The following is a 13605-nucleotide window of genomic DNA, read 5'->3' as shown; positions in this document are numbered from 1 at the left end:
GCAGCAAATATAGAATATAGTCAAAAGGTTCTTGCCATTTTGTTCAGAATGAGTTGATAGTCTTCCTCAAGTACCCCTCAGCTTTCATAAATGACCTTACTATAAATAATAGTTTGACAAAAATATGTTTTCAAAATATAGAAATGAGTCATAATGAATAGCTTGTTGTCTTATGGCGGTGTATCGAAATATTAAATTATTATTCAATCCTAATCAATTGTTATAGATCAGGTTTTACTGAGTAGCATATCTCAAAAAAATCCTGACATAACTGGACATAAATATTATCCCTAAAATTAAACCTTGAGCATCAGGAAGATAATAGATCAATAATTAATATGCAACAAAAACCCTTAATAGTACAAAGCGATAATACATTACTGCTTGAGGTTGATAATCCCGATTTTGAGAATGCCAGGGATGCGATTTCCCCCTTTGCAGAGTTGGAGAAGAGCCCTGAGCATATGCATACATACAGAATCACCCCACTATCCCTCTGGAATGCCGCATCATCAGGACTCATATTTGAAGAGATTATTAAAAAGTTAAAATGTTACTCGCGTTATCCAGTCCCTCAGAGTGTTTTGCTCACAATAAAAGAACAGTTGAGAAGATATGGTCTTTTGAAACTTGAAAAGGTAGAGGACACTCTGGTTTTAAGGGCCGCTGATCCCCTTATCATTAAGGAGATTATTCATACAAAAGGGATTGAGCAATATGTTGATAAGGTAATTGATGATTACAGTGTTAAGGTGAAGCATAACCTTCGAGGTCATGTGAAACAGGCTCTGATTAAGATTGGGTATCCTGTTGAAGATTTAGCTGGCTATGAAGATGGTGATTTATGTATATTAGAGCTTAGAAAATTTATGTCAGGGAATATCCCATTTATTATACGGGATTATCAGCAGAATGCAATAAATGCATTTCATAGAGGAGGCGGGCCTGATGGCGGCAGCGGTGTTGTTGTTCTTCCTTGCGGAGCGGGAAAAACCATAGTAGGAATTGGAGTGATCTCTCTTATGCAGACCCAATCCCTTATATTGGTGGCAAATACAGTAGCATTAAGACAATGGAAGGAAGAGCTGTTGGGGAAGACGAGTCTATCAGTTGATGCGATTGGTGAATTCTCCGGTGAGAAGAAGGAGATAAGGCCTATAACGATTGCGACTTATCATATACTGACATATAGAAAAAACAAAAAGGATGATTTTCTGCATTTTGATCTATTCAGATCAAAGAATTGGGGGCTTATCATTTATGATGAGGTACATCTGCTTCCGGCTCCAATATTCAGAATGACCTCTGAAATACAATCAAAGAGAAGGTTGGGGCTTACAGCGACTCTTATTAGAGAAGATGGGATGGAATCAGATGTATTCAGCTTGATCGGTCCCAAAAAGTATGATATGCCCTGGAAGGTATTGGAAAAGGCAAACTGGATTGCAGAGGCCCTTTGCACAGAGATAAAGATAGATCTTCCCGAATCACAGAGGTATAATTATTCAGTTGCTCCTGAGAGAGATAAGTTCAGAATAGCTTCGGAAAATCCGGAAAAATTAAGGATAGTTCAAAAGATTATAGATTACCACAAAGATGCGCAAATTCTGATAATAGGGCAGTACATATCACAATTAAATGAGTTAGCAAAAAGATTCAGGTTTCCGATAATTACCGGGAAGATCCCTGTGCCAGAGAGGGAGACCTTATACTCTGCTTTTAGAAGGGGCGAGCTAAAGAGACTCATTGTATCAAAGGTGGCAAATTTTGCAGTTGACCTTCCGGATGCAAGTGTGGCAATTCAGGTTTCCGGCACCTTCGGATCCCGTCAGGAAGAGGCTCAGAGATTGGGGAGGATCCTGCGTCTCAAGAAGGACGACAACAGCGCCTACTTCTATACTATCGTTACAGCAAATTCCGTAGAGGAGACCTTCTCTCTTAAGAGACAGCTATTCCTCACTGAGCAGGGGTATTCTTATATTATTCTAAATAGGGAAATGGTTGATGAAAAGTTCAAGGCAAAATCGAATTAATCTTTTAGTCTATTTAATCTTATTTCTGTTGCCAATTTTAATTATGTTCCATGTGCCCATGCTGTATTCATCTGACATGCAGGTTATCCTATTGTCAGCGGAGAGGGGGCTACTGATCTCAGGAGATGAGGGTCACAGTTGGCAAAATTTTAACATGGGATTGCCAATGGATTTTATTCCTGAAAAGATGTTAATTGACAAGAATAAAAATCTATATCTGATAACTGGGAATTCCGGCATCTTCAGATTCGAAAATCAGGAATACAGGTGGAAGGACCTGAATACCCCTGATTTTCTTGCGAGATATGGTCTGTCAAATAATACTGAATATAGAAAGATATCAGCAATTGACATAGATGATGATAATCCTGATGTTATGGTTCTGGCAACGAAGCATACGATCTTTAAAACAATTGATGGCGGGAAGGGCTGGGGTATTGTATCTATGAATGGATTAAAAAAGAGAAATTATATCACCGCTCTTGCTGTGAGAGATAATACATCTGAATTCTATACCGGCACATCCTTTAATGGATTGTATAAGAAGAGGAATACGCGTTTTGTAAGTTCTTCCTCAGGCCTTCCAAGGGAGCCCTATGCAGGGAAGCTATGCTTTTCTGAGGAAATATCTGTGATTGCATTTGACAACAGCGACCAAAATACACTCTATGCGGGTTTAAGTTTTTCCGGCGGTATTTACATATCATCAGATAAGGGCAAGTCGTGGAGCAATTTAAATATGCCCATAGAAAAAAAGGATATGGTCGATATATATGGAGTTATTCCCTTTAGAAAATATCTCTTTGTCTCCACCAGTATTGGGGTATACAGAATGGACTTGGCGAGCAGACGGTGGTCAATAGTCAGTTTTAATACACTGCGAAGTCGAATTCCAGAAAACCTTAGCCCCCTATCTCTCTTTATAGTAGATAGAACCGGAGAATCTCCCTCAATTTATTATCATATCAATGATTTTAGATATCAAAAGAATAATGAATTATCCTCAAGGGCTTCAGGGAAGAGGGGTATATATTCCAGCATTTGGTCAACAAAGAAAAATTTTAACGGTTTATTGGAGACTATGAAGGCCTGCAATCTGAATTCGATAGTAATTGATATGAAGGATGACCTGGGTTATATCTTTTCGCCGTCTGAAAACAGATATGCCAAGGAGATTGGGGCTGTGAAAGGATTTCCTGATATTGCTAAATATCTGGAGATATTAAAGGGGAATGGGATATATTCAATAGCCCGGATCGTAGTATTTAAGGACAGATGTCTATACAGGGCCTATAATAATAAATATGCCATATGGGATAAAAAAATGAAAAAGCCCTGGAAGGGTAATTCGCGTGAATTCTGGGTTGATCCGCACTCGGATTTTGTGAAACAATACAACATCGATATTGCGGCGGAGATAGAACATCTGGGTTTTGATGAAATACAGTTTGATTATATAAGATTTCCATCCGACGGCCCCATCAGTCGTTGCGATTACAGATATAACGATGAGAAGGATGTATATAAGTCAGAGGTTATGATCCATTTCTTGAGGAAGGCGCGGGAGAAGATCGCTATTCCGATCTCAGTGGATGTATATGGCTACAATGCATGGTATCACTTTGGAAACTGGATCGGGCAGGATATTGAGGAGTTTGCTAAGATTGTGGATGTCATCTGTCCAATGGTCTATCCATCTCATTTTGGCAAAAAATTCTATATGAAGGGGCCAAGGGAACTACGTCCTTATCGAATCGTTTTTCATAGCGGAAAGAGGGCTAAAAAACTTGTGGCAGAAAGCGCCCTCCTGCGTCCATATATACAGGCCTTCCGGATGTCATCTCCCACATGGGGCAAGGGTTACATAAATAATCAAATTCGCGGCGTTTTTGAGAGTGGTTGTTGCGGATTTACCCTATGGAATGCGCGTGGCGATTACAAAATGGTTCGAAAGGCATTATCCCCATTGACAGCGAGCAATATCGAGTAATTGCTATTGACTTGATAGATAGGGGATTTTCATAGGTATTCATTTATGCTTTTTATTTTTATCAATCACTGCTATTTCGCCAGCATCCGGGATCTGAGGCCATTATATCGCCGGTATATGTATAGGCTCTTCTCCTGCATCCTCCGCAAATGTACTTATACTGACACCTCCCGCACTTACCCTTGAGATTCTCTCTGTTTCTTAAAATTTTGAATATCTCAGCGCCTTCCCAGATGTCCTTAAGGCTTTCCTTCATTAAATCGCCTGCCACGATATCCATAATGTCACCTGCCACAATCTTTCCGGAATCTGTTATGCAGTAGCTGTATAGTCCGCTGATACACCCCACGCAGAAGTCATAAAAGCCGCAGCCCATATTGGGATCCATACATATTCCCTTGCACACCTCGTCATCACCAACAATATAGCGGTTTTCAAAAGCGATCCTCTGCCATCCATACATCTTCTGTGCTTCAGACAGGTATTTCTGAGCCTTTTCTATCTGATCCCTGGTCAGCGCCCATTCATGCTTCTCGGATGCCTTGCCAATGGGCAAAAATTCAACCATTGTAAAATCCACTCCCATTTCCATAGAAAGCCGCACCATGCTTTCCAATTCATCATAATTGTTGCTGGAGAGTGTCATGATCAGCATCACCTTGGGAATTCCGGCAATCCTATAGTTCGTCAATGCCTTCATTGTCTTCTGGAACGAGCCTTGGCCCCTGTTCCAGTCGTGATTCTCCTGAAGGCCATCCACGCTAACCTTTACCTGAGACAGCCCGGCCCTGGCCAGGCTCCAGCATAGGCGTTCATCTGACAGATAACCATTAGTATTCATGGCCACACTCAGACGTCTTGAGGTATAGCTGACTATCTCAATCAGATCCTCTCTCAGGGTTGGCTCTCCTCCTGCAAACATCACAATCTCAGTCCCGGCTTCAGCAATATTATCAATAATATTACATACCTCCTTAGTGCTGAGTTTATGATGCATCGGCTCAGGTGAATCTGGAGGATGATATTTTGCTTCAATGAAGCAGTATTTGCAATCTAGATTGCATATATCAGTGAGGCTAAACCAGCAGAAGAGCGGTTTGGCTTCTGATGCTGCTTTATAGTATTTTTCCCTTGTAATATCGATAAAGTTTTGTCTATTCTCATCCCTTTCCATCTTGCTCCTCCCATATTCATTAATCCCTCATGAAGAATTAATAGTTGAACATAATAAGACAGCTTTTACCCAGTTAGGGGAGTCTTTTCCCTAATTTGGGGAGTCTTTCCCCCAAGTTGGGGAGACCTTCCCCCAAGTTGGGGAGAGCTTTCCCCAAGTTGGGGAGACCTTCCCCCAAGCTGGGGAGTCTTTCCCCCAAGTTGGGGAGTCTTTCCCCTAAGTTGGGGAGAGCTTCCCCCAAGCTGGGGAGAGCTTCCCCCAAGCTGGGGAGAGCTTCCCCCAAGTTAGGGGAGCCTTCCGCAAAGTTATGAAACACTTCCCAAAAATGAGTGACTCTCCCTGGGGCCTTAATCTTTCTTTGCGGGGCATACGGTGAGAAAGCGATCAATGAGCTGATCATATCATATGCTAACCCTCCGGCTGAATTCGTTCCCGCATGATATCAATGGTTCTTTTATAATCATCGGTTCCATATATTCCTGATCCGGATACAAAGACATTGGCGCCTGCTGAAGAAATCTTCTCAATATTGTCTATGTTGATCCCTCCATCCACCTCTATCTCAATATTCGCATCCATATTCTTCATAAGTCTGTGCAGCATATCTATTTTTTTTAGCGAGTTTTCAATAAATTTTTGACCGCCAAAACCTGGGTTAACGCTCATAATCACAACCATATCCACATATTCCAATATGCAATCGATAGCTGATATTGGGGTAGAGGGATTCAGCGCCACCCCCGCCCTCATGCCTTTATCCTTTAGGTAGCTTATGGTTCGATGCAGATGAACATCGGCTTCAACATGAACTGTGATGATGTCGCTTCCAGCTGAAATGAAGTCATCAATATAACGGTCCGGCTCCACAATCATCAGATGGACATCCAGAGGCAATCGGGTCATCCCCTTTACGGCCTTTACAACCAATGGCCCAATTGTAATGTTGGGCACAAATTGTCCATCCATAACATCGATATGGATATAGTCAGCGCCGGCTGATTCCACAGCCTTTACCTCCTCTCCTAATTTACTGAAATCGGCTGAGAGAATTGAGGGAGAAATTTTTTTATGGTTCATTTTGCAATTACCACCTTCTTCATCTTATTAAGTATAACTCTTCCATCAGAGGCTCGCTTGGCCTTGAAATGAATATAGTATAGTCCAACTCCAAGCTTTCTATGATTCTTGTTTGTCCCACGCCAGCCCTGTTCCTTGATATTCTGGCCTCCAAGCCTGTATGCGTTGTCCAAGAGGGTCGCAACCGGCCTTCCCTTTATATCGTAAACCGTTATGGTGACAAAGGCGTCATTGGATAGGAAATAGGCCGGATATGCCAATGGGGTTCTGTTGGTGATTACATTATTCAGAATTCGTGCAGGCCAGGGCCTAAATGTTGGCTGAAAGCCGATGTAGAATGTCCATTCATCATCGTTCGGATTCTGGTTTGGATAGGGTTCAATTTCAGAATCGGAAAATGCTGATATACTGTCACTTGTCGCTTCAACAATAAATCTTATAGAGTTTCCATATCTGATTATGGGAGCTGTTGTGGGAAGATATGCAACCCATTGGTTGGAGCCGATTTTTTGCGCTGTTGAGGAGAAGAGTGTATTCTGAGAAAAGGCGCCTTGATTTACAGTATTGGTAGACGATATTATATCAGGGGATGTGTTTATGTCCCCGGAGGCAAACCATACCTTGACAGTATCGGGCAGTTCCTCGGATGTCACTATGTTGATCTCTACCTTGATGTTCGTCTCCCTTAAGGGCCGCAGGGTGGGGGTCAGGTCAGTAAAGCTATCGTTGGTGTATGATGTTATTCCATCCGATAATCCTATCTCAATTGAGAAGGGTTGAGTTCTTGTCGCATAGGGTGCGGAAGGGGCTGGCGTCTCATTGCCAAAGAGGTCAACCGCTGTTATATAGTATTCATATTGAGTATATATTTTTAGATTGGGTATGGAGGTATATTTCCATCCATTGGAGTCGAAATTTAGATTGGAGTCGGAGGTCGGGGCAGGCCAAGGATTATTTGTAATTGTGTCAGAGGAATCTCTAAGTGTATCATCATCATCGCCATCCCACTGGAGGTATGGATCGCCAGTGTTCGCTTCTCTGAAATAGATTCGATATTCGTAAAAATCTCCATCCGCTGAACCGGTTGATGTGTCGATCGGATCCCAATAGACCGAGATGGATGTGGCTGATGTCACCTCCCTCTGCCTTGTTAGCGCGCTGGTCGGCTGATTTGGGGGAGGATCCCCATTCTCCCACCATATGTATTGTGGGTCATAATAAGAGTAAGGGGCTGCTGGATAAGAGGAATCAATGATCTGTGAAAGATTTGCTCCAAAGGTGCCATCGCCCTGTTCTCCATGGCTGTTGTTCGTGATGTGCGAAACATAGTAGGTGTAGCTGTTTGTATTCCCTGAGCCCTCAGGGGGTATGGAGGCGGAAGGGATTATTACGCTTGCGTTTGTGCTGCCGTTGGGGATGGTGATGTCGAATTCAGTTCCATCATTATAATCAACGGTAAAAGTGGTATTGCCTACCATCCCCCCCCCGCTGTTCTGCATCCTGGCAGTAACCGTGAAGACTGTTCCTGGGACCAGAAGGCTGCGCCAGTGATAATTGCCCACATCCCTTCCGTCACCCTGAGATACCGAGAGTCCTGTAACAAGGACTCTGTCAGTTGAGATTGCCAGGCTGTTTATTGAATCCTCAGGCCCTCCGGCCGTCGTCATTGTTGATCTCACCCTCCATGTATGATTTCCAAGAGTAACAAGGGTAGCATCGACTGAATCAATAGTGAAGTCCGGCTCATCAGCATCGCCTACATTCGAAAATACAGTTGCTCCGCCATCAAGCAGAAGATCAGTCGAAGTACATTCTCCCAAGTTGACATCATTTATACGATCAGAAACAGAAGCGCCTGGGACATTGTATACCACATCACCAGAAACACTAAAACCACTGTCACTGTTATAGGGATTGATCATCCCATCAGCGGCATCTCCATCCTGAACAAAGTTCAGAATTTTGATGCTTGAACAGACCCCGTAAGAGACGTTTACAGTATCAGTGTCGGTGTTTAGGATGGGATTTGTGCTGGTGGCGGATGCGACGGTATTTCTTAAGGCGGCCCATGCTGATTCAGCGGTATCCCATCTTATGGTAATGCTAAAGGTGACAGTGAAATCGTTGTATGTGTCACTTCCCCCAATCGTTGCGCTTGCATCAACAGGCCCGGTGTTTGTGTTTATAGTCTGGGCTCCTGTTCCTGAGGGATTTATTGCCACAACGATATCTGTCAAATTGGGAATTGTTATCCTAACATCTGTCATTTCGCCCCATCCTGCGATATCAGGATCAATTACATGCACATCAAAACTGTATGTGATACCGGCAAGATAATATCCCAGGGTGTTGGAAAGGGTGGTGGGGGTGTCAGGAGTAAGTGTGACTGATGTTACCGTTCCGGCGCCTTTCCCCTCTATGAAAATAATCATTACTGATGTAAATAGAATTATCCTGCATAGCCTTAATATACTCTCTTTATAAAATAATTTCAGATGATTAGATTCACTTAAGCCTTTGAAATACCACAGCAGTTGAAAAAAAATGTTCTGTATATTTTTTACACTACTGAAAAATGGGGTTCTTTGTCCACTCTCCTCTGAAAATGGCAGGTTCGAGCTTATTTTTTGAAAATATTGGTCAGTATGTATATTTTTTGTCATTTTTTATTGATAAATATGTGGCTGATTAGTAAATTAATATGATGTATTGTATAATAGTGATGAATGATTTTATCATTATATAGAAGAGAAAGTTTATTTGTAAATCAATAAATGAAATAATGATTATAGAATTCGTGGGTTCTCAATGAATAGCAGAACACCTGCCAATTCTGAGAATTTACAGTAATTCGTAGCATCTTTAGTATTTGGCGCATTGAGGTGATAATATGAATCTAATATGCCGTTTGGGTGTAATGATCTTAATACTCATTATTGCATTTATTGTTAGCTGCTCCGATGAGGCTTCGGTGGTTGATCCAAGCCCCGCATTTGTAGAAAATCCTGAGTTCTCCGGCACCCTGAATCTTAAGATGCAGGGGACATATCCTGACAATGGAGATATAGAAATTCCGGTAGATGTGGATATTGTTTTAGTCTTTTCCAAGGCAGTGGATACCTCCTCTATTGCTGGCAATATTTCAGGGATTACGCCAGTGGGCTTCGCTTATTCCGGGGATAATAGAGTTGTAACTATAGATGTGGGAACGCTATCCTTTAACAACTCATATACTGTTACTATAAACTCTGGAATGAGAGCAAGTGATGGATATACTCTTGATCAGGATTATTCCTATTCATTTACAACGGGTTTAGATACTTCTAATAGCTACAGGCCGAGGGTTATTGCAGGCTCCAGATATCCCGCAGATGGGGCAACCGGGGTGAATGTAAATCTTGGGTATGTAGAGGTAACCTTAACAGAGGATATAACAACCAGCACTATAAATTTAACAACTTGTACTATTGCGCCCAATGTTGCATCCGGTGTAGATACATCAATATCAGCGAAAACATTCAGGATTAATCTTTCAACACCCCTGAGCTACAACACTATGTACACAGTAGACCTTACCTCTGGCATCCAGGATACTTCGGGCAATTCTCTTGTTGAGGATGGAGATGATACATGGAGTTTCACCACTGAAAGCGATCCTGATACAGGATCAGGATTACCGGCTATTACATCCGTATGGGTAACTGATGTTGATACCAGTTCCGCGGTCATCAAATTCAATACAAATTATCCTGTAGCTGCTAATCAGTGCAGTGTTGCTTATGGTACTGATACAGATTATAGCGCTGGCGCTGTGACAGAGGCTGGTGGTGCGACAATGAAGACCACGCATTCAGTATCGCTGCCTGGCCCTCTAACTCAGTCTACGATATATTATTTTAATGTCACTGCTGACACGGAATATGAAACGACCGATCCGGTCACAGGGCAGATATTGACGTTTGTTACTGAAGGCGATGGATCGAGCGATACAGGAGCAAGCACAAGTGCGGGTGACAAATCGGATATTGCAGTGATCCAGAATAATAATAGCGATGGCATCCTGGATGGGTCTTCTTATCTATTCTGGATCAATGGCGCTAATATCTATGGCTACTATTTTGTTAATGATACAACGCCCACTGCTCCATGGACTGCAAATGGCGATCTTATTGACACAAACAGCAGAACAAATCTCAGGGCCTTTCCAGAGGGACGAGGATATGCTATTGTTACTATGGAGGATGGCGCAAATAATATTTATGCAAAGGTAGTGTATAATGACGGAGGCAATAACAGAGCCTTCCTTGGCTATGCCTGGGGCAACGCAGAGGGGGATAACGGATTAAACATAGGCACAGGCACAAATCCCGGAGCTGCGATTGTTTGGGGATATCAGGGCAACAACAATGTTGACGGCGGATTTATTACCAACAGGACATCAGGCACCGCACTTGTCTTTGCTGATAATGCCAATTATATATATGATTATGATGTTGATTTTACCTCTTTGGGGATAAATACAGCTACTGACATTGTAGTGGACAGCGCAAATCATGATAACACTGATATAGCAAACATTGGGGGTGCAGGGTCTTTCCGTCATATAATTCAGCAGAATACGACGGATGCAGTCAATGCAACTGATAGCTATGCCATAGCGGATGGAGACACAAACAATGATACGGACACAGCAAGGGATCATCGGATATTGATTACTGATTCTGGGGCGCTCGTTAATGACTATGAGGGTAGCGCAAACAATCAATATGTCTATACAACGCATGGTTATGCTCAGCCCGGATGGCTTGGTTTGGGTGATATTCTGTTTGACGGCACAAATTACAGAATAATCAGCAATACCGGCGTAAGTGCCATAGCTATTACAAAGAGTACAATAGAATCCGGTACAACGACTGGCACCTCTACAGATATTGTAATTGATGCAGGGGCTTTTGCTGCTGTTTTGACTAATGATATAATCAGGAATACTGATACAGGTGAATGTGCAGTTGTTACTAAGATTGATAATGATGAGCTAAATCTTGATAAACATATATTTTCAGTAAACAGTAATCAAAATTACGATATTGATAGAAAGGGGGCCTCAAGATTAACAGGGAGTGTCACTGGAATAGCAGGAGATCAAATCAATGATACTGCTAATGATGGACTTTTAGGTGGATGGGCTACTCAGGGGGTGGTTGCAGGTGATATTATCCAAAATACAACAACAGGGAGTGATTATGCGATAATAACAGATGTGCAGGTATGGGCTGGGGGTGGTTTTATTGAGGTATCTGATCAGGTGTTCATTATCGGTGATAATTATGAAATCTTTGCGCCTAGTGATGTGACTCAGGATATTTCCGGCACATGGACGAATCCTGCAACTTCAGATAGATTGATAGATTCTGCTGATGATTTTACTTTGCCGGCTCCAGGTGTGAGGGTTGGGGATATTGCATATATTAACGCATCAACCTATACAATGGTTAATTCATTGATATCTAGCGCTGAGTTGGAGCTGGTCGATTATGCTGTCACTGCTTCAGGACAGGCATATGAGATCTATAATGGAGAATATTGTGATGATCATTACCCCAATGCAAATCATTTTGACAGCTTTTATCAGATTGAAATGGATGCTAATTTGGCAGTTGCTGATGGCACTGGGATTACGCTTTATGACGCTATAGTCTCGGGCACTGCAGAAGCGCGACCGAGTATCCCGTTATTTGATAACAACGCTGCGCGAGATTTTACAGGTGATGGGGTACTGAATAATGATCTTGTAATAAATACAGATGACTATAATAATCCTGGCGATCCGAACATCGCCAGGGTGGACACTGGGACTGGCCCTTTCCCTGTGCAGCAGAGGGCATTGAATTTAGATACTGATATAATGAGCAATGGCGAGGCTTATCAGATACTTAACCTTAATCCTAATGTAATCAATGGAGATATTCTTGAAACAGGCGATGTAAATAATGTAGCCAGTCAGAATATCCTCGTTGATGGCGGCGGGGAGGCAGATTTTACTGCCGCTGGGGTTGAAAAGGGTGATCTTGTTTATAACATATCAGATCAGATATACGCTGTAGTTGTAAGTGTGGATTCAGCGACACAGCTTACATTGAACAAAAACACCTTTGATACGGTGGGGGATGAGTATATTGTATTCAGCAGTGATGAACGGCTCTCAGAAGCGGGCACGGTTACAACCTCCGGAAATCCATTTACTGATACTAACTCAAACTTCAGCAATGTAGAGATCGGCGACATAGTGCATAATAATAGCACTGGTAATGAAGCCTATGTGACAGTCATTGCAGGGCAGCAGCTTACATTGAGTTCGAATATTATGACAGCAATCGGTCAGAGATACGTGGTAATTCAACCCCGTGTTCTGTTCGCCTGGGAGGGAACAGGCGCTGGCGCTGGTAACATATACGGAGCATTGGCGCGTTTGAGGGATGGTTCGATATATCAGGGCACTTTTAGCATTTGTACACATGCTGATACACTGCAAAATGTAAAAGTAGTAAGCGCTGGTCAGGGCATGGCTTTTGTTATCTATGAGGACTCAACTGATGGAAATATTTACGGCAAGCGTATTAATGGGATTGGCGGTTTTGTTAATGGAGGCGGCACGCCAAGCCGTGGTATTAACCTCGGTTCAGGCAATCTTCTTGACATAAAATCTGACAACAACAACCGGGTATTCGTGCTTTATGAAAATGGCACTGATATTTATATTACCAGCAGGAATATCGATCTTACACAATATTGGATAGATAATTTCACCGGATCTGCGGCAAGTTCAGGGGCGGATCCTGTAATGGCTACCGATTCTGCAAATGGGCCAATAGTTGCCTATGCTGATGATGCCGGAAATGTTTATATCCGACATTACGATATTGATGGGAATGGTGGGGCTCAAGTTACTATAAATGGATTTAGCACCTACGTGCATAATAATGACAGCTATAAGTCGAACATCTCAATAACCGGGGATGGCTCTGATGGTGCCCTTGTGAGTTGGATTGATGATCGGTATTATCCTGAAAATGGCTATATAATCTGCGCCCAGGCTGTTGATGGCGCGGGAACCAGACTTTGGGATGCGGATGCTCATGCTGTAAATGTCGACCTGGATGGTTGTCTCATCGCAATTTCCACTGCCTTTGATGATGACGAGCTATTTATAAAATCCGTTTTCTATAATGATGGAGGAACTCCCTTTGGAGGCCTATTCCTGTGGCTTGATTATAGAAATAATAGAGCTGATATCTATTATGATATAAAAAACAATTAGATTTTATACAATG

6 protein-coding genes are annotated in these 13605 nt (G+C 42.4%); 3 read left to right on the top strand and 3 right to left on the bottom strand.

Translation table 11 applies throughout. From position 1 onward, the window contains the following. The first annotated feature begins 338 nt into the window (after positions 1-338). A complete protein-coding gene (locus tag SVZ03_17150) occupies positions 339-2033 on the top strand; it encodes a DNA repair helicase XPB (protein MDY6935932.1) in 1695 nt (564 codons plus the stop codon). Next, positions 2005-4023, top strand: a complete 2019-nt coding sequence (locus tag SVZ03_17145) for a putative glycoside hydrolase (GenBank protein ID MDY6935931.1) — start codon at positions 2005-2007, stop codon at positions 4021-4023. The genes SVZ03_17150 and SVZ03_17145 overlap by 29 nt, the downstream gene beginning before the upstream one ends. A gap of 61 nt (positions 4024-4084) precedes the next feature. On the opposite strand, the gene SVZ03_17140 is transcribed toward SVZ03_17145, so the two are convergent. From SVZ03_17140 to SVZ03_17130, 3 genes are all read right to left on the bottom strand, one after another. Continuing rightward, positions 4085-5197 carry a radical SAM protein gene (locus SVZ03_17140; protein MDY6935930.1) on the bottom strand — a complete coding sequence of 371 codons (1113 nt, stop codon included), beginning with the start codon at positions 5195-5197 and terminating at the stop codon, positions 4085-4087. A gap of 408 nt (positions 5198-5605) precedes the next feature. Beyond that, positions 5606-6274 carry a ribulose-phosphate 3-epimerase gene (gene rpe, locus SVZ03_17135; GenBank protein MDY6935929.1) on the bottom strand — a complete coding sequence of 223 codons (669 nt, stop codon included), beginning with the start codon at positions 6272-6274 and terminating at the stop codon, positions 5606-5608. Next, positions 6271-8937 carry a hypothetical protein gene (locus SVZ03_17130; protein MDY6935928.1) on the bottom strand — a complete coding sequence of 889 codons (2667 nt, stop codon included), beginning with the start codon at positions 8935-8937 and terminating at the stop codon, positions 6271-6273. Before SVZ03_17130 ends, rpe begins: the two co-directional genes overlap by 4 nt. Positions 8938-9164: 227 nt before the next feature. On the opposite strand from SVZ03_17130, the gene SVZ03_17125 reads away from it, so the two are divergent. Beyond that, positions 9165-13592, top strand: coding sequence for an Ig-like domain-containing protein (locus SVZ03_17125; GenBank protein ID MDY6935927.1), 4428 nt, complete (start codon positions 9165-9167; stop codon positions 13590-13592). Positions 13593-13605: the final 13 nt, after the last annotated feature.

This window comes from Spirochaetota bacterium, assembly GCA_034190085.1.
In the GTDB taxonomy this organism is placed as follows: Bacteria; Spirochaetota; UBA4802; order UBA4802; family JAFGDQ01; genus JAXHTS01.
The sequence above is the reverse complement of the archived record's forward strand: the minus strand, read 5'-3'. Positions and strand labels throughout refer to the sequence as shown.